This window comes from Acinetobacter sp. TW_SC_4, assembly GCF_054861205.1.
Genome location: NZ_CM142174.1, coordinates 502,254 through 519,939, shown reverse-complemented (window position 1 = coordinate 519,939; position 17,686 = coordinate 502,254). Strand labels below are relative to the sequence as shown.

The 17,686-nt window shown below is 45.2% G+C and carries 13 protein-coding genes, 2 tRNA genes and 2 rRNA genes; 4 read left to right on the top strand and 13 right to left on the bottom strand.

The window, feature by feature from the left end; genetic code table 11:
• Window positions 1-128: 128 nt before the first annotated feature.
• The 7 genes from ACWM1W_RS02520 to ACWM1W_RS02490 all read right to left on the bottom strand — a co-directional run bounded on the left by ACWM1W_RS02520 (window position 129) and on the right by ACWM1W_RS02490 (window position 8,471).
• A 23S ribosomal RNA gene (locus ACWM1W_RS02520) occupies window positions 129-3,020 on the bottom strand.
• A 379-nt stretch (window positions 3,021-3,399) separates the two neighbouring features.
• Window positions 3,400-3,475: transfer RNA gene (locus ACWM1W_RS02515), tRNA-Ala, on the bottom strand.
• 61 nt (window positions 3,476-3,536) lie between these two features.
• Window positions 3,537-3,613 (bottom strand) — tRNA-Ile (locus ACWM1W_RS02510).
• Between the two features lie 61 nt (window positions 3,614-3,674).
• Window positions 3,675-5,212 (bottom strand): 16S ribosomal RNA (locus ACWM1W_RS02505).
• The 16S and 23S rRNA genes sit together here with 2 tRNA genes alongside, the layout of an rRNA operon.
• Before the next feature lie 438 nt (window positions 5,213-5,650).
• Window positions 5,651-6,730, bottom strand: coding sequence for a DUF6670 family protein (locus ACWM1W_RS02500; protein WP_448765322.1), 1,080 nt, complete (start codon window positions 6,728-6,730; stop codon window positions 5,651-5,653).
• Between the two features lie 24 nt (window positions 6,731-6,754).
• A complete protein-coding gene (gene pssA / locus ACWM1W_RS02495) occupies window positions 6,755-7,576 on the bottom strand; it encodes a CDP-diacylglycerol--serine O-phosphatidyltransferase (RefSeq protein ID WP_375725874.1) in 822 nt (273 codons plus the stop codon).
• A 37-nt stretch (window positions 7,577-7,613) separates the two neighbouring features.
• Window positions 7,614-8,471, bottom strand: a complete 858-nt coding sequence (locus ACWM1W_RS02490) for a 23S rRNA (adenine(2030)-N(6))-methyltransferase RlmJ (RefSeq protein WP_004786802.1) — start codon at window positions 8,469-8,471, stop codon at window positions 7,614-7,616.
• A gap of 113 nt (window positions 8,472-8,584) precedes the next feature.
• Here ACWM1W_RS02490 and ACWM1W_RS02485 point away from each other — a divergent pair, with 113 nt between their 5' ends.
• Both ACWM1W_RS02485 and ACWM1W_RS02480 read left to right on the top strand, forming a co-directional pair.
• Window positions 8,585-9,187, top strand: a complete 603-nt coding sequence (locus tag ACWM1W_RS02485) for a 2OG-Fe(II) oxygenase (protein WP_034171617.1) — start codon at window positions 8,585-8,587, stop codon at window positions 9,185-9,187.
• A gap of 71 nt (window positions 9,188-9,258) precedes the next feature.
• Window positions 9,259-9,786 carry a hypothetical protein gene (locus ACWM1W_RS02480; protein WP_005233815.1) on the top strand — a complete coding sequence of 176 codons (528 nt, stop codon included), beginning with the start codon at window positions 9,259-9,261 and terminating at the stop codon, window positions 9,784-9,786.
• Between the two features lie 71 nt (window positions 9,787-9,857).
• Here ACWM1W_RS02480 and ACWM1W_RS02475 read toward each other — a convergent pair whose 3' ends face one another.
• The 6 genes from ACWM1W_RS02475 to ACWM1W_RS02450 form a co-directional block, all read right to left on the bottom strand.
• Window positions 9,858-10,115, bottom strand: a complete 258-nt coding sequence (locus ACWM1W_RS02475) for a DUF2789 family protein (RefSeq protein WP_004786809.1) — start codon at window positions 10,113-10,115, stop codon at window positions 9,858-9,860.
• A 116-nt stretch (window positions 10,116-10,231) separates the two neighbouring features.
• Window positions 10,232-10,495 carry a DUF2789 family protein gene (locus ACWM1W_RS02470; protein ID WP_005233812.1) on the bottom strand — a complete coding sequence of 88 codons (264 nt, stop codon included), beginning with the start codon at window positions 10,493-10,495 and terminating at the stop codon, window positions 10,232-10,234.
• A 46-nt stretch (window positions 10,496-10,541) separates the two neighbouring features.
• Window positions 10,542-10,820 carry a DUF2789 family protein gene (locus ACWM1W_RS02465; RefSeq protein ID WP_005233810.1) on the bottom strand — a complete coding sequence of 93 codons (279 nt, stop codon included), beginning with the start codon at window positions 10,818-10,820 and terminating at the stop codon, window positions 10,542-10,544.
• A gap of 176 nt (window positions 10,821-10,996) precedes the next feature.
• The gene (locus ACWM1W_RS02460; protein ID WP_004786815.1) at window positions 10,997-11,983 is read right to left on the bottom strand and encodes a malate dehydrogenase; all 987 of its coding nucleotides are present in this window, start codon (window positions 11,981-11,983) and stop codon (window positions 10,997-10,999) included.
• Window positions 11,984-12,155: 172 nt separating this feature from the next.
• Window positions 12,156-12,794 carry a ribonuclease T2 family protein gene (locus tag ACWM1W_RS02455; protein WP_171248487.1) on the bottom strand — a complete coding sequence of 213 codons (639 nt, stop codon included), beginning with the start codon at window positions 12,792-12,794 and terminating at the stop codon, window positions 12,156-12,158.
• Between the two features lie 34 nt (window positions 12,795-12,828).
• Window positions 12,829-14,763 (bottom strand): lytic transglycosylase domain-containing protein, encoded by a 1,935-nt coding sequence (locus tag ACWM1W_RS02450; protein ID WP_375725896.1) that lies wholly within the window; start codon window positions 14,761-14,763, stop codon window positions 12,829-12,831.
• A 335-nt stretch (window positions 14,764-15,098) separates the two neighbouring features.
• On the opposite strand from ACWM1W_RS02450, the gene miaB reads away from it, so the two are divergent.
• Window positions 15,099-16,556 carry a tRNA (N6-isopentenyl adenosine(37)-C2)-methylthiotransferase MiaB gene (gene miaB, locus ACWM1W_RS02445; RefSeq protein WP_005233804.1) on the top strand — a complete coding sequence of 486 codons (1,458 nt, stop codon included), beginning with the start codon at window positions 15,099-15,101 and terminating at the stop codon, window positions 16,554-16,556.
• Window positions 16,557-16,594: 38 nt separating this feature from the next.
• Window positions 16,595-17,671 carry a PhoH family protein gene (locus tag ACWM1W_RS02440; protein ID WP_034171614.1) on the top strand — a complete coding sequence of 359 codons (1,077 nt, stop codon included), beginning with the start codon at window positions 16,595-16,597 and terminating at the stop codon, window positions 17,669-17,671.
• The last annotated feature ends 15 nt before the right edge of the window (window positions 17,672-17,686 follow it).

Here is a 17,686-nt window from a genome sequence, read left to right as displayed (position 1 = left end):
AGTAGAACTAAGCAGTGCTTAATTATACTCTCATTTGTTCGATTAGCTTAACTAAATCAAGTTTTCGTCTGATCGTTAGATCAATATGAAATCAATTGACGCTTTATATACAACTGCTTGGGTGTTGTATAGTCAAGCCTCACGAGCAATTAGTATTGGTCAGCTTCACATATCGCTATGCTTCCACATCCAACCTATCAACGTCGTAGTCTTCAACGGCTCTTTAGGAGACATAAAGTCTCGGGGAAATCTTATCTTGAGGTAGGCTTCCCGCTTAGATGCTTTCAGCGGTTATCCCTTCCGAACATAGCTACCCGGCGATGCGACTGGCGTCACAACCGGTACACCAGAGGTTCGTCCACTCTGGTCCTCTCGTACTAGGAGCAGATCCTCTCAAATTTCCAGCGCCCACGGTAGATAGGGACCGAACTGTCTCACGACGTTCTAAACCCAGCTCGCGTACCTCTTTAAATGGCGAACAGCCATACCCTTGGGACCTGCTTCAGCCCCAGGATGAGATGAGCCGACATCGAGGTGCCAAACACCGCCGTCGATATGAACTCTTGGGCGGTATCAGCCTGTTATCCCCAGAGTACCTTTTATCCGTTGAGCGATGGCCCTTCCATACAGAACCACCGGATCACTAAGACCTACTTTCGTACCTGCTCGACTTGTGGGTCTCGCAGTTAAGCGCGCTTTTGCCTTTATACTCTACGCGTGATTTCCGACCACGCTGAGCGCACCTTCGTACTCCTCCGTTACTCTTTAGGAGGAGACCGCCCCAGTCAAACTACCCACCAGACATGGTCCTCGCTCCCGATCAGGGAGCAGAGTTAGAACCTCAATATTACCAGGGTGGTATTTCAAGGACGGCTCCATGGCAACTAGCGTCACCACTTCAAAGCCTCCCACCTATCCTACACAAGTAAGATCAAAGTTCAATGTCAAGCTGCAGTAAAGGTTCACGGGGTCTTTCCGTCTAGCCGCGGGTACACCGCATCTTCACGGCGAATTCGATTTCACTGAGCCTCTGCTGGAGACAGCGCCGCCATCATTATGCCATTCGTGCAGGTCGGAACTTACCCGACAAGGAATTTCGCTACCTTAGGACCGTTATAGTTACGGCCGCCGTTTACTGGGGCTTCGATCAAGAGCTTCGCTTACGCTAACCCCATCAATTAACCTTCCAGCACCGGGCAGGCATCACACCCTATACGTCCACTTTCGTGTTTGCAGAGTGCTATGTTTTTAATAAACAGTTGCAGCGGCCTGGTTTCTGAGGCTGCCAACAGCTCAAGGAGCAAGTCCTATCACCGCCGGCAGCGTACCTTCTCCCGAAGTTACGGTACCATTTTGCCTAGTTCCTTCAGCAGAGTTCTCTCAAGCGCTTTGGTCTACTCGACCTGACCACCTGTGTCGGTTTCGGGTACGATTCCAGTGTAACTGAAGCTTAGAGACTTTTCCTGGAAGTATGGTATCAGCCACTTCACCAGTAAACTGGCTTGCTATCAACTCTCAGCATAGAGCACCCCGGATTTGCCTAAGATGCATGCCTACTGTCTTCCACCTGGACAACCAACGCCAGGCTGACTTAACCTTCTCCGTCCTCTCATCGCATTACACTGAAGTATTGGAATATTAACCAATTTCCCATCGACTACGCCTCTCGGCCTCGCCTTAGGGGTCGACTCACCCAGCCCCGATTAACGTTGGACTGGAACCCTTGGTCTTTCAGCGAACGGGTTTTTCACCCGTTTTGTCGTTACTCACGTCAGCATTCGCACTTCTGATACCTCCAGCAGACTTCTCAATCCACCTTCATCGGCTTACAGAACGCTCCCCTACCACTTGCAATAAATTGCAAATCCGCAGCTTCGGTACATAGTTTTAGCCCCGTTACATCTTCCGCGCAGGCCGACTCGACTAGTGAGCTATTACGCTTTCTTTAAAGGGTGGCTGCTTCTAAGCCAACCTCCTAGCTGTCTATGCCTTCCCACATCGTTTCCCACTTAACTATGATTTAGGGACCTTAGCTGGCGGTCTGGATTGTTTTCCTCTTGACTACGGACGTTAGCACCCGCAGTCTGTCTCCCGGATAGTACTCATTGGTATTCGGAGTTTGCATCGGTTTGGTAAGTCGGGATGACCCCCTAGCCGAAACAGTGCTCTACCCCCAATGGTATTCGTCCGAGGCGCTACCTAAATAGCTTTCGGGGAGAACCAGCTATCACCGAGTTTGATTAGCCTTTCACCCCTATCCACAAGTCATCCCCTGGCTTTTCAACGACAGTGGGTTCGGTCCTCCAGTTAGTGTTACCCAACCTTCAACCTGCTCATGGATAGATCACCCGGTTTCGGGTCTATACCCAGCAACTAAACGCCCTATTAAGACTCGATTTCTCTACGGCTCCCCTATGCGGTTAACCTCGCTACTGAATATAAGTCGCTGACCCATTATACAAAAGGTACGCAGTCACCACACAAAGTGGCTCCCACTGCTTGTATGCATGCGGTTTCAGGATCTATTTCACTCCCCTCACAGGGGTTCTTTTCGCCTTTCCCTCACGGTACTGGTTCACTATCGGTCAGTCAGGAGTATTTAGCCTTAGAGGATGGTCCCCCTATATTCAGACAAGGTTTCACGTGCCTCGCCCTACTCGACATCATCATATCAGCCCTTTCGTGTACAGGACTATCACCCACTATGGTTGCACTTCCCAGAGCATTCCACTAAAACTGATATGACTTAATGGGCTGTTCCCCTTTCGCTCGCCGCTACTGAGGGAATCTCAATTGATTTCTTTTCCTACGGATACTGAGATGTTTCACTTCTCCGCGTTCGCCTCATAAACCTATGTATTCAGTTTATGATACCGACCTTATAGCCGGTGGGTTTCCCCATTCAGACATCTCCGGATCACAGGATATTTGCCGCCTCCCCGGAGCTTTTCGCAGGCTATCACGTCTTTCTTCGCCTCTGACTGCCAAGGCATCCACCACATGCACTTAATTACTTGACTATACAACCCCAAACAGTCGTTACACCTACAAGTCAGTGTAGCAACGTAGTTGTTTGCGATCTTGTGAACTTAATCACTGTACAGCTTCAATTAGATTCATATACCAAAACGCTTGATTCAGTTAATTTCGCTAGTTCTCATTCAATCACTTCAACAATCAATCTTGCGATCTCCTGTTTCCGCTCTTGTATGAGTATGAACAAATTATTTCAACTCAAATATATTCTGTTAATGATTTAATGCATCCTCGTCGGACTGCATTACTGTGATAAATCACAGAGATTAATAACAATGCCGCGCATTATACGCCGCTTTCTTACTAAGCTCTATAAGCTATCAAACCGTTTGCTTAATGTTTAACTCATTGCATCGCAATGAGTGGTGGAGACTAGGAGAGTCGAACTCCTGACCTCCTGCGTGCAAAGCAGGCGCTCTACCAACTAAGCTAAGTCCCCAGCTTATCAATAAGTCAATGTCTCTGATTTCTTCACTCTGCAATTGCTTGCTTGTCGTTAGTGGTGGGTCTGACAAGACTTGAACTTGTGACCCCACGCTTATCAAGCGTGTGCTCTAACCAACTGAGCTACAGACCCTCAGATACATCGTCATGAAGAACAACTTGTTGTGGATTCTTACCAATCGTCAATCTTTCGTTAAGGAGGTGATCCAGCCGCAGGTTCCCCTACGGCTACCTTGTTACGACTTCACCCCAGTCATCGGCCACACCGTGGTAACCGCCCTCTTTGCAGTTAGGCTAGCTACTTCTGGTGCAACAAACTCCCATGGTGTGACGGGCGGTGTGTACAAGGCCCGGGAACGTATTCACCGCGGCATTCTGATCCGCGATTACTAGCGATTCCGACTTCACGCAGTCGAGTTGCAGACTGCGATCCGGACTACGATCGGCTTTTTGAGATTAGCATCTGCTCGCGCAGTAGCAACCCTTTGTACCGACCATTGTAGCACGTGTGTAGCCCTGGCCGTAAGGGCCATGATGACTTGACGTCGTCCCCGCCTTCCTCCAGTTTGTCACTGGCAGTATCCTTAAAGTTCCCACCCAAAGTGCTGGCAAATAAGGAAAAGGGTTGCGCTCGTTGCGGGACTTAACCCAACATCTCACGACACGAGCTGACGACAGCCATGCAGCACCTGTATCAGAGTTCCCGAAGGCACCAATCCATCTCTGGAAAGTTCTCTGTATGTCAAGGCCAGGTAAGGTTCTTCGCGTTGCATCGAATTAAACCACATGCTCCACCGCTTGTGCGGGCCCCCGTCAATTCATTTGAGTTTTAGTCTTGCGACCGTACTCCCCAGGCGGTCTACTTATCGCGTTAGCTGCGCCACTAAAGCCTCAAGGGCCCCAACGGCTAGTAGACATCGTTTACGGCATGGACTACCAGGGTATCTAATCCTGTTTGCTCCCCATGCTTTCGCACCTCAGTGTCAGTATTAGGCCAGATGGCTGCCTTCGCCATCGGTATTCCTCCAGATCTCTACGCATTTCACCGCTACACCTGGAATTCTACCATCCTCTCCCATACTCTAGCTAACCAGTATCGAATGCAATTCCCAAGTTAAGCTCGGGGATTTCACATTTGACTTAATTAGCCACCTACGCGCGCTTTACGCCCAGTAAATCCGATTAACGCTTGCACCCTCTGTATTACCGCGGCTGCTGGCACAGAGTTAGCCGGTGCTTATTCTGCGAGTAACGTCCACTTATCCCAGGTATTAACCAGGTAAGCCTCCTCCTCGCTTAAAGTGCTTTACAACCAAAAGGCCTTCTTCACACACGCGGCATGGCTGGATCAGGGTTCCCCCCATTGTCCAATATTCCCCACTGCTGCCTCCCGTAGGAGTCTGGGCCGTGTCTCAGTCCCAGTGTGGCGGATCATCCTCTCAGACCCGCTACAGATCGTCGCCTTGGTAGGCCTTTACCCCACCAACTAGCTAATCCGACTTAGGCTCATCTATTAGCGCAAGGTCCGAAGATCCCCTGCTTTCTCCCGTAGGACGTATGCGGTATTAGCGTCCCTTTCGGAACGTTGTCCCCCACTAATAGGCAGATTCCTAAGCATTACTCACCCGTCCGCCGCTAGGAATCAGGTGCAAGCACCCTATCCCCGCTCGACTTGCATGTGTTAAGCCTGCCGCCAGCGTTCAATCTGAGCCATGATCAAACTCTTCAGTTAAAATCATTTCGAGTTTTATAAGTAAAACTCTTAAACTTGGCTCATCAATTTCCTGACTTAAATTTCGCTCAAATAAACTTCGAGTAATTCAAACCAATCAATCAATGAAAATAATTTCGATCAATCAACCAGTAAAAATCCACACAAGTTGTTCTTCATAATCTCTTAATGATCTTCTTACTACTTCGTCAGTAGCAAGCTAGGTCGGCTATATTACTCTCTATCTCTAGAAAGTCAACCAGTAATGAAAATTATTTTTAACCCCCCTTTCTAAAACCCAACTTAACTATTTCATGCTAAGTTACTGTTTTATCAGAAGTTTTAATCTTCATCACCGCCGATGGATGTGCATTATAGACCAATCCCAAACAAGCGCAACCCCTATTTTTAAGAAAATACTTCAGTTGATTATTATTTCTACAAAAATGCCGATTTTCCCTATTTTTTGAGCATTAAAGGTACAGGATTGGCCAATGTACTTAATAATTTCTCTTTTTTATCGTGTTCCTGAAAGCGCAAGGAGCGGCAATCTATATATTTACAATAGCCTCCTTCTCCATACTCAGTCTTGCCATTAATTCTGACTTCGTAATTAAAGCTTCCAACATAACCCGCAGCCAGACCAAATTTGAAATCTCCCCGGCTTTGTCCTTGCAACCAGATCTGTGTTCCTTTGCCATCTTCATAGCACCATTCAAACTCACGCGGTAGATACATCTTTTGCCCATTTGGGGTAGTCACACTCGGATAAACCCGATGCACCTTGAAATAGACTTTTTGATCGAACATTTGACTGGTCATATTTTTCAGGTCACGCAGATAAATTCGTGACTGCACAATGCTGTTCAAACTATCCCGAATTTGTGCCAGCAATAATTGTCGTCCTTCACTCAGGTTAATAATCTGATAAGTCAGAAAGGCTAAAGGTAAATAGGGAAAATTAAAGCTTCGTGCGAACTCAAAACTGCCTAAGCTCTCAATAAGATATTTCTGATCTTTATAATGTAAGGTACCCTGACAATAACAGAGCAAAGACCAATGATCAGCCAGTGCAAAGCGCATTTGGGTGAAGTGTGAAATCAGATTGGTCGTATGGATGCTGAGATCAAAGCTCAGTTCAGAATCAAAACGCTGTAAACGAAAATGCGGAAAGTCGCCTGTCAGTTTTTCACGATCCAGAAACTGAAACAGGCCATACTGAAACTTGCAATCCTTTTTGATTGAATAGCAATTTAATTGTCCTGCCATATGCGGACTGGTACTACAGATTACTGTGACTGTATCCAGTGCATTGGTTTGAATAGCACTCGGGTTTGCCAACATCGGTGCATTAGGCTGACCGATGATACTCAAAAAGTTAAGATAATGAAGGGGGGCAGGCAGATCAGGAAGTGTCAAACCTTGATGAATAATTTTATATTTCTGGTTTGGCCCATGATAGGCAAGATTATGCGGGGAAACAGCAGGAGTCTGATTCAGCTGTTTCGAACGATCTAGAAAATCTTGAAGAAACTGCATCTCAAACTCCTTATTTTTATATTATTATAAGGTACTCTGTCTTTTTGCCATAAAGGTTGTAAGGAAACCAGACAAGGCATAGATGACGGAGATCAAGAGAATCCCCACTGGAATATTATAAGTCATCGCTGCAAAGATAAACACTGCGATTGGCAACACGAAAAACGGTACTCGTCTACGCTCTACAGTTTTAAATGAATAGTATTTGATATTAGAAATCATCAACAAGCCCACGATTACAATAATCGCAGCATTAACGATTTGTACAGTAAAGTCACGAATATCAAACACAGCCGGGAAATCCAATCCCACCCAAACCAGTGAAATAATAATGACGGCTGCTAATGGACTCGCAACGCCAATAAAGTACCGCTTATCCACTACGCCAATCTGAACATTAAAGCGTGCCAGACGGAAAGCCGCACATGCGGTATAGACAAAACATGCCGCCAGCCCGATACGGCCTAAGTCACTTAATCCCCAGCTATACATCAAAATAGCCGGTGCCACCCCAAATGCCAGCATATCGGATAGTGAGTCAAACTGTTCACCGAATGGACTTTGTGCCCCAATCGCTCTTGCCACACGACCATCGAGACCATCAAACAAAGCCGCCAAGAAAATCGCATAAATAGCTTGCTGAAACTCGCCATTCATGCTGGCAATAATCGAGTAAAAGCCTGATAACAACGCAGCGGTTGTAATCAAATTAGGCCATAGATAGATACCTCGACGCTTAACTCTTTGCCCTTCCTGGGTATGCTCTACCTCTTCCACCTCGAAGGTGATGCCATCAAATGGCAAATCTTCAGAAGATTCGTGTTCCGGCTTATTTGTACTTGTCATTCTTGTCGATCCTAACTATGACCCGATCTTTAAAATATTATTCGCCTACTAACCAACGAACTGCAGCATGACCGCCATTTTCTTGCATACGCAAATGCGGGAATAACCATTGCAGCGCTTCGTCTGCATCTTCAGAGAACTTCCAAGGTGGGTTAATCACCAGTAAACCACAACCATTTAAACCCACCGGCGTATCATCCGGCCATACACAGATTTCACATACCAACTGACGGCGAATCCCGGTCTTGAACATTTTCTTCTCGAAACGCTCAATCATGGCACGGTCTTTAATTGGGTACCAAACTGCAAATACGCCTGTCGGCCATTTTTTATAAGCAGCAACCAATAATTCAACCAATTGAGGGAAGTCTTTACGCTCCAACTCATAAGGCGGATCGATCATGACCAGACCACGTTTTTCTTTCGGTGGAATGACTGCGAGCAAGCCTTCATACGCATCACGCTCATGCAGACCGGCACGTTTATCGAAAATGTTATGACGTAGCTGCTGAAACACATCACGCTGCATTTCAAAAATGGTGGCCTTGTCAATTTCACGCATGCCTTCCAGCGCAAACCAGGGTGAACCCGGATATGCACCTTTACCAAAGTTTTCACGCATTTTCTCAACAATTTTTAAATATTGTTGTACACCTTCTGGTGCATTACGCTTGACCGAATCATCCAGCTTAATCAGGCGATGAATACCGTTCAGGAATTCCCCTGACTTTTGTGCTTCAGAGGTGGATAAATCATATTTACCTGCACCACCATGTGTATCCACATAGCGATATGGTTTATCTTTTGCATTGAGTCGAGTCAATAATTGAAGCAGCAATACATGCTTCATGACATCGGCAAAGTTGCCAGCATGGTAATGGTGACGGTAATTCATGTTTCATTAATTCCTAATATCAACCGCTATTTTAACATGAAAAATAGTTTCGTTCAGACCCGATTCTTACATAGAATAGCGCAACCCCAATTTACCCTTCTAGGTGAGTTTCTATGGAAGCAGTTCAACTCCCGGCAACCTGGCCAGTTGATCAGATTCTTGATGATCTAGATCAGCATGGTTTTAGCATGATCGACAATGCTTATGCCCCATCCTATGTTGAACAGCTGATTGCTGAATGTACCAGCAATCTGGAACGCTTTCGTGATGCAGCCATTCAGAATGGCGTAGTTAGCAATATCCGCAGTGATCACATTCTCTGGCTCAATGAAGATCTGGAAATTTCTAACCAGCATGTGCAAACCTTACAGGCCTTAGGTCATGAGCTGAACCGCGCTTTCTTCCTCGGCATTAAAAATGTGGAAGCCCATTTTGCCTGCTATAACGCAGGTGAGTTCTATGCCCTGCATCGCGATAATCCTCAAGGCAAGAATGGCCGGATGATTTCTGCGGTTTATTATTTACATGATGATTGGCAAGATAACTGGGGCGGCGAACTACATTTGCAGGATAAAAATGATCAATGGCATATTATCCAGCCTAAGCCAAACCGTATTGCCTTCTTCCAAAGTGATTTAATGCATGAAGTTTTAAAAGCCAAACACCAGCGTTTATCAATCACTGCCTGGCTAAGAAGTGATACCCATTTGCTCTAATCTTTTTTCCACGCTTTAAATTTCAATTTTCAGCCTCATATAGCAATCATTGAGATATGAGGACTGCGTTCATGCGACCAACCCCCAAAGAGATCATTGCACGCATTGGTGAAACAGATCAGCTATTTTTAAATGGCAATACGCCTGAGTTGGCGCTTGAACGGGCTGATCTTCGTCTGCAACTGGTGACCATCAGCCAGTTACGTCAGGAGCAGGTTCATTTCCTGCAAGAAGCGATTGTTCTGCTGGAGCAAGGCCGGATTGAATTTGAAGAAATGCCACTTGATTTGTATATCAATCTGTCTTTGCATCTGGCCAAAGCCTATATGATCTACTTTGAGCTGACCAAAGAAGATCGTTATGCGCTCATTACCCAGCAGATTCTAAAACCAATGACCAATTATGAGCATGCGGATATTTATTTCTTCTTAGCTTATGCATCTGCTAGTAAGAAAGAACCTGCCATGACTCGTCACTGGTTAAATAAATACAGCAAAACGGCCCATTTTGACCATGAACTGGTAGGCCAGCATCCGGCATTTGATGAATATCGTCAACTGGAATGGTTTATTCAGATTCTGCGTAGCCGTATGCATTAGAAAAACGAAATCTGTTCTTATAAAAATGCCTCATATTGATGAGGCATTTTTTATGAATTAATTTAATTTACTCAAGCCAAACGGCGTCGATCTGCATCCAGATGCAATTGCTGATTCAGTTCATCAATCCAGATTGCCCAGTCATCATCTTGTACCAGATGACTAATTAGCAACGAACGCTGCGCCTTATTCCAGAAAGGTGCTTCATGCAATGACATATGGGCAGGTAGCTGATGAGTACGCACATAAAGCTCGATGGCCGCCGGGCTGTTAGCTAGGCCGAGTTGAGAAAATAACATTTCTAAGGATGGTTGGTTCTTCCCGAGCATATGCCCTCCTTATATCAGATATATTGTAGTTATTTATAGGACTAACTTATAAGATAAGATAAAAAAAACCTAGTCAAAGGACTAGGTTTTGTTGTGTCTTTTTGTATAAAGAAACTTTAATTGCTTTCAGGGCCTTCTTTATCACTTTCAACATGTAAAAGCTGGTTCAGTTTATCAATGATTACGATCCATTCATCATCCTGATGCCAGTGTTCGCGAAGAAAAGCGCTTTGCCCCTCATTCCAGAAATCTGCATCCGGCAAAATCACGTCTGATGGTAGCTGATGATTTTTGGTAAATTCATCAATTGATGCTTCATCAGCAGGCAAGCCTAATTGCTCAAATAATAATTCTAAAGTCACTTGCTGTTCTAATACCATTCGTTCACTCCATCATAAAAATAATCAGTTCATTGATTTGAAAATATTATTGATGCTTAGAAGAAGGCAGATCACAAGAACCACTCCCTTCTGCCTCAATATGCAATTGCTCATTGAGTACATCTACGAAAATTGCCCAGTCATCATCTTCTTTCCAGTGGCCAATCAGAAAATCATGTTGGTTTTTGGTCCAGAAAGGAGCTTTATGTAAGGGGACATCCATCCCAATCTGATGGGTTTTAATAAATTCATCGATTGCTTCCGGGCTTGAATCCAAGCCGAGTTGCTCAAAAAAAAGTTCCATGGTAGGTCGCTGCTCTAACATCTCAGTACCTCCTCTTTTGTTGATGATTCTTCTTATTAAACTAGATGAGCTACTCGCAAAGTTCAGTTGTCCCTCCTTCACAAGATGTTATTTTTTGTTCTTTAAATTTTGTAGAAATAGCAGTAAAAAAGCACCCCAAATGGAGTGCTTTTTTAACTTAATCTTAAAAGATTAAATTATTTGATCATGTCAGCAACTGCAGCGCGCTCTTCTTCAAGCTCGTTCAGTGTAACATTGATACGTTCACGGCTGAATTCGTCGATTTCAAGACCTTGAACGATTTTGTATTCACCGTTTTCAGTAGTTACAGGGAAACCGAACATTACGCCTTCAGGGATACCATAAGAACCGTCAGAAGGAATACCCATAGTTACCCATTTGCCGTTTGTGCCAAGAGCCCAATCGCGCATATGGTCGATTGCAGCGTTCGCAGCAGAAGCAGCAGAAGACAGACCACGTGCTTCGATGATCGCAGCACCACGTTTACCAACAGTTGGAAGGAATACGTCTTTGTTCCAAGCTGCATCGTTGATTTTGTCTTTCAAGCTTTCGCCGTTTACGTTAGCAAAACGGTAGTCAGCATACATAGTTGGAGAGTGGTTACCCCAAACAGTCATGTTTTCGATGTCAGAAACTGCAACACCTGCTTTTTGAGCAAGTTGAGTTAATGCACGGTTGTGGTCAAGACGCAACATTGCTGTGAAGTTTTTCGCTGGAAGATCTGGAGCAGATTTCATTGCGATGTAAGCGTTAGTGTTTGCAGGGTTACCTACAACAAGAACTTTAACGTCACGGCTAGCAACTTCGTTCAATGCTTGGCCTTGACCAATGAAGATTTCGCCGTTTACTTTAAGAAGGTCAGCACGTTCCATACCAGGACCACGTGGACGTGAACCAACTAATAGAGCATAGTCTGCATCTTTGAAAGCTACTTTAGGATCATCAGTACCGATCATGCCCGCCAATAATGGGAAAGCACAGTCGTCTAGTTCCATCATTACGCCTTTAAGCGCTTGCTGAGCTTTCTCAACAGGAATTTCTAATAATTGAAGAATAACTGGTTGGTCTTTACCAAGCATTTCACCGCTTGCGATACGGAATAATAGGCTGTAACCAATTTGACCAGCAGCGCCAGTAACGGCAACGCGAACAGGTTGCTTCATGTAATTATCTCCAATTGAGAGGATCGTCATAATGATTAAATAGCTGTTCTATCTAATCTTAATAATCATAAACGGCAAAGATTGTACTCCAATCTTCTTCGAGATGCATGTAAAAGAGAATGGATTTCAACAAAAGTATGATAGGAAATATAAATTAATTTGACTAAAAGGCTTAGTATGTCCCTTTTATTGTAACAGTTTTTGGACATGTATTAATAATGTTTGCAGGACAGCCTTTATAGCCCCCATTGGCGTTATAGCAGACCTGAATCGAGGTCAGCAGGCTGGATGCGCGGGTCTGATGACAGTTAAAGCGCAATGCTGTTGAAGGCAGTTGCGGATTGATTTTCAGAAATTTGGAACGCAGCATATCAATGGAAACGGTATGACTTTCCTGCTCGGTGAGTTCTTCAGGAACTTTCAGACGATCAGCATGATTGATCACCGTACGAAAATACTGTGTAGCATTCATCGGAATACAGCCGCCAATATTATGCCATAGCAATGCGCGGGTATTTTCATCCGGCATGATACGGGCCACCACTTTAGCCTGCAAAGGCGGTAACTTCGCAGAACTGGTAGTAGTGCAATGTGTCGATGTGGTTTGAGGATAGAGACCAGAAATATTTAGGGAATAACCTTCAAGACATTTTCTTTTTTTACTGTAGGCCGAATCCAGACTGCAAAGTGCCGGTACCATCTGGATGTCCATGACGTAACCCGTTGGCAATGCAAAGGCAGCTGGACTTGCTGCTAAAAATAAAAGCGCAGCCCATCCAGCAGAAATTTGAGCACCCCTTATTCCCTTGATCAACAAACTATCCTTCCCTTAGATTTTTTGAATACTATGGTGTATTACGTAACGGAATGGCTTGCATACGCTTACCGACCGATTGTGCGCCCTGTCCCAATAAAATACCGTAATATGTCGCGTTCGTCATGACATGTTTCACATAATCTCGCGTTTCCAGTAAAGGAATGGTTTCGGTATATTGATCCGCAGCAATACTTTGGAATTCGGGTTGCCAACGGCGGGCACGGTTCGGGCCGGCATTATAACCTGCTGTAGCCAGTACTGGACTATTGCTCAATTGACGCTGAATTGTTGATAAATAGTAAGTTCCGTAACGGATATTGGTGTTCATATCAGTTAAGGCTGCCGGGTTATAGGTCTCACCCATTTGACGAGCGACCAGTTTGGCGGTGTCCGGCATGATCTGCATCAAACCACCAGCGCCTACATGAGAGCGTGCGCCGGTATTAAACCGGCTTTCCTGACGCATCAAACCATAAGCCCAGGCAGCATCAATGCCGGCATTACGGCTATGGCTCACCACATAATTCTGATGTGGCATTGGATAACGATAATTGTAATTATGCTTGTCCGCAGTACGATCCGCTGCATAAATGGCACGGTCATACCACCCCATATCCATCGCGCGTTTGGCTGCTGCCAACAGTAAATCGTCATCTTTTCTTAAATAAGCCTGACGCACTGCCCAGTTCCATTCACGGTTAATATAATTCTCTGGTGCATTAATATTACGTAAGGCAAAGGCACGGCGGAAATGGATATCCTGGTTCAGGCGTTGCATGGCCTGACTGGATGGCTGTGCTGAATTCGGTGTAGAAGCCGTTAATTGGCCTAATCTATCTCGCGCTAGCAGGTTATGATAATCCTCACCGACCGCCAGTTTTTTATAGATACTTTCTGCTGCCTGTTTTGAAGCGCGATCTGTGCGCTGTTCACTGGCACGTGCCAGCCAGTATTGCCAGCGGTCTTCCTGTTTCTGGTTCACACTCATTGCATCAATGGCACGAATCAGACTTTCCCAGGCACTAAAACGAATCGCCTGACGGGCATAAATTTCGGCTTCTTCTGGACTAAATGGCAAACCATAGCTGGCATCCAGATAGTTCAGCACTTCACGGTTAAAATTATTTTTCATTACCGTAGTGCCGCCAATATAACCAACAGTTCTGAATAGTGTTTTTTGTACTTGTACCGGCGTACCTTCAGCAGTACGTTTTACAATGGACATTGCTGAATCGAGATCACTGTCTGCCAGACGCCCCAACGCATAAATCAGATAGGCATGATCAGTGGCAGTACTTTTAGGGGCTGACCATAAGTAATTGGTTGGATTGGCCTGAATTGTATTGAGCTGAGCTAGAGACAGGTTAAGCCCTAAACCTTGTGCAGTGGCAATTGCCTGTCCAGACTGACCAGCACGTAATTGCACCCACAAACGCTGCTGGCGGTCTTCATTGGTCATTAGAGGACTGGATAGCATCATTCGTCCTAAGCCCGTACAAGACTCAGGTTGAGAATTGGTGGTCAGCCAGACATCTTTAAATTCAGCATAGACCAGCTGATCGCCACTTTTGGCACGGACTTGCGCAACTGCACAGGCTTCAGCTGGATCGGCATTGGTGACATATTGTAGTACAGGTTGTGCAGTGGCAAAGTCAGCCATTTTGACTTTTTCTTCGACATAATCGGCTGCAAGTTTTTCTGCCATAGCCGATTGAGGATAGCGTTGGGCGAAACTGATAATTTGACTGGCAGGTTGGGAGCCAAGGTTCTGGTTCAGAATCCAGTATTCAGGATAATAGCCCAAGGCATCATTTTGCATGGCAGACTGATATTGTTGTAATTGTCCGATATTTCCAGTATTTGCCGCGCGTAAGGCATCATTAAATTGTTCTTCTGCTGCCTGCGCACTCATTGAACACAGACACGCCACACTCAAGCTTAGTAATTTATAATATTTCTTCATATTTTTAGTGTGTTTAAACATCAATTTGCCTTCTATCATCGATTTTTCGCCCCGCCCCTATTGCCTATCATAAGAGTTAGCCGAAAAATTATAACCCACTGTATTGTTCACTTATGTAACCTTATGATTAGACAATATTAATTTTCAGACACTTTTTGTCCATAAATCAATATTTTCCCAGCCGCATTTTAGGCTATAAGTTTAAGCGACTTTCCTGCTAAAATATGCGCCTTTTAAAAGATTTCAGAACGTGAATTGAATTTTTATTTACCCGTTTGTCTATGCAAGCGGATTATTCGTTCACTCTTTCGACGTATTACCTTGTAGGAGCCTACATGACGGTTCAAACCTTCATTCCGAATGGTGCCCCAGCTGCCTCAGAAAACACTGTTACCCAGCCAGCGCACACCCCAGCCATCGACGATTCAGTTAAAAAACTGTATATCGAAACGCAAGGGTGTCAGATGAATGAGTATGACAGTCACCGTATGGCAGATCTGCTGGGCGATTCCCATGGCTATGTGCTGACCACCGATCCTAAAGAAGCGGATATTCTGCTGATGAATACCTGCTCGATCCGTGAAAAGGCACAAGAAAAAGTATTCTCAGAATTGGGCCGCTGGCGCAAGCTGAAAGAAAAAAATCCGGATCTGATTATTGGTGTCGGTGGATGTGTGGCTTCTCAGGAAGGTGACAATATCCAGAAACGTGCCAATTATGTAGACATGATTTTTGGTCCGCAAACTCTGCACCGTTTACCGCAAATGCTGGACCAGCATTTTGAGCAGGTCGAAAAACCGAAAAAAGAAAAAATCAAGCTGGTGGATATTTCGTTCCCGGACATCGAAAAATTTGACTTCCTGCCTGAACCACGTGTTGAAGGTTATAAAGCCTTTGTTTCGATCATGGAAGGCTGTTCAAAATACTGTTCTTTCTGTGTAGTTCCATATACACGTGGCGAAGAAGTGTCTCGTCCACTGGATGACGTTCTGGCAGAAATTGCTGGCTTGGCAGAAAAAGGCGTGCGTGAGATTTCGCTGCTCGGTCAAAACGTAAATGGCTATCGCGGTGAAACCTTCGACGGTAAAATCTGTACTTTTGCCGATCTGTTACGCTTGGTTGCAGAAATTCCGGGTATTGGTCGTATTCGTTATACCACCTCGCATCCACTGGAATTCAATGATGATTTGATCCAGTGCTACCGTGACCTGCCACAGATGGTGTCGCATCTGCATCTGCCGGTACAAAGCGGTTCCAATGACGTATTGCAGGCGATGAAACGTAACCACACCATTGATGTGTATATCGAGAAAATTGAAAAGTTACGTAAAGTTCGCCCAGACATGCATTTATCTTCAGACTTTATTATCGGCTTCCCGGGCGAAACCGATGAGAACTTCGAAGAAACCTATCAGTTTATTCAGGATCTGGATTTCGACCATTCTTATAGTTTTGTTTATTCCAAACGTCCGGGCACCCCTGCCGCAGAGCTGGAAGATACGACACCTGAACAGGTGAAAAAAGAACGCTTGGCCAAAGTTCAGGACTGGATTAAACAGTCCAGTATTCGTAAAACAGATGCCATGCTCGGTACAGTCCAGCGCGTACTGGTTGAGAAAGTTTCTGATAAAGATCCGAACGTTCTGGTCGGTACAGCAGACAACACCCGTTATGTCACCTTTATTGGCGATGCATCGTGGGTAGGACGTTTTGCAGAGATCGAAATTACCGAAATTAAAACTTTAAATTTAGTTTACGGTGAGCTCTTGAATCTTGAGCCTGACGTGGCGTAATGTAGAGCATATAACGTACACTTCTAAAAGGAACACTCTTGACTGCAACGATCCGACGTACAGTAGCTTTTCCTGGAATTTCGATGGACCATTTACAAGCCGTCTTAGGTGCCTATAACGGTCATTTGAAACAAATTGAACAACGTTTAGACGTCAAAATTTCCCACCGAGGTGAAAGTTTCTTTATCGATGGTGGAATCGATGCCGTTGAGAGAGCCGAAATGCTCTTGCAACGTCTTCATGAAGAATCTGAACATAGCCAGCAGATCAGTGCAGATACTTTGCATATGATGATTCAAGGTAGCCAGACCGATCGTGAACTCCAGGAGAACCTAGAAGGACAGGAACATACCGGTCTGGACAATGTCTGGCTGCAGACTCGAAAAGGCCGAATCAATCCGCGCGGTGCCAACCAGAAACGTTATGTACAGCGTATTCTGCAAAGTGATATTTCCTTTGGTATTGGTCCTGCGGGTACTGGTAAAACCTATCTCGCCGTTGCAGCCGCTGTAGATATGCTGGAGCGTAATGAAATCCAGCGTATCCTACTGGTTCGTCCTGCAGTTGAAGCAGGTGAGAAACTCGGCTTCCTGCCGGGGGATTTAACCCAGAAGATCGACCCGTATTTGCGTCCCCTTTATGATGCCCTGTATGAAATGCTCGGCTTTGAAAAAGTGGCCAAGCTGATCGAACGTCAGATTATTGAAGTTGCACCGCTCGCCTATATGCGTGGTCGCACCCTGAATCATTCTTTTGTGATTCTGGATGAAGCCCAGAACACCACACCTGAACAGATGAAGATGTTCCTGACCCGTTTAGGGTTTGGTTCACGTGCAGTGATTACTGGTGATGTGACTCAAGTGGATTTACCACGTGGTCAGCAGTCTGGTCTGGCACATGCCTTACGTGTGATTGATAAAATCCCTGAGATTCATATTACCCGTTTCCATTCTCGTGACGTCGTGCGTCACCAGCTGGTTCAGAAAATTGTTGAAGCCTACGAAGGCTGGGACAGTGAACAGCAGCGTTTAAGCGCTGAGGCTCGTGCTGAGCGTAAAGCCCGTCAGGAAGCCTTGATAGCCGAGAATGATGCTGCGGCTGATGCACAGCATTAACGCTGCATTGTTATT

Excerpts from the sequence above, each read along its gene's own strand:
- ACWM1W_RS02490 (WP_004786802.1), bottom strand. The coding sequence starts at position 8,471 with ATGAATTACCGTCACCATTACCATGCTGGCAACTTTGCCGATGTCATG.
- ACWM1W_RS02485 (WP_034171617.1), top strand. The coding sequence starts at position 8,585 with ATGGAAGCAGTTCAACTCCCGGCAACCTGGCCAGTTGATCAGATTCTT.
- ACWM1W_RS02465 (WP_005233810.1), bottom strand. The coding sequence starts at position 10,820 with ATGTTAGAGCAGCGACCTACCATGGAACTTTTTTTTGAGCAACTCGGC.
- ACWM1W_RS02480 (WP_005233815.1), top strand. The coding sequence starts at position 9,259 with ATGCGACCAACCCCCAAAGAGATCATTGCACGCATTGGTGAAACAGAT.
- miaB (WP_005233804.1), top strand. The coding sequence starts at position 15,099 with ATGACGGTTCAAACCTTCATTCCGAATGGTGCCCCAGCTGCCTCAGAA.
- ACWM1W_RS02470 (WP_005233812.1), bottom strand. The coding sequence starts at position 10,495 with ATGGTATTAGAACAGCAAGTGACTTTAGAATTATTATTTGAGCAATTA.
- ACWM1W_RS02500 (WP_448765322.1), bottom strand. The coding sequence starts at position 6,730 with ATGCAGTTTCTTCAAGATTTTCTAGATCGTTCGAAACAGCTGAATCAG.
- ACWM1W_RS02460 (WP_004786815.1), bottom strand. The coding sequence starts at position 11,983 with ATGAAGCAACCTGTTCGCGTTGCCGTTACTGGCGCTGCTGGTCAAATT.
- pssA (WP_375725874.1), bottom strand. The coding sequence starts at position 7,576 with ATGACAAGTACAAATAAGCCGGAACACGAATCTTCTGAAGATTTGCCA.
- ACWM1W_RS02450 (WP_375725896.1), bottom strand. The coding sequence starts at position 14,763 with ATGAAGAAATATTATAAATTACTAAGCTTGAGTGTGGCGTGTCTGTGT.
- ACWM1W_RS02475 (WP_004786809.1), bottom strand. The coding sequence starts at position 10,115 with ATGCTCGGGAAGAACCAACCATCCTTAGAAATGTTATTTTCTCAACTC.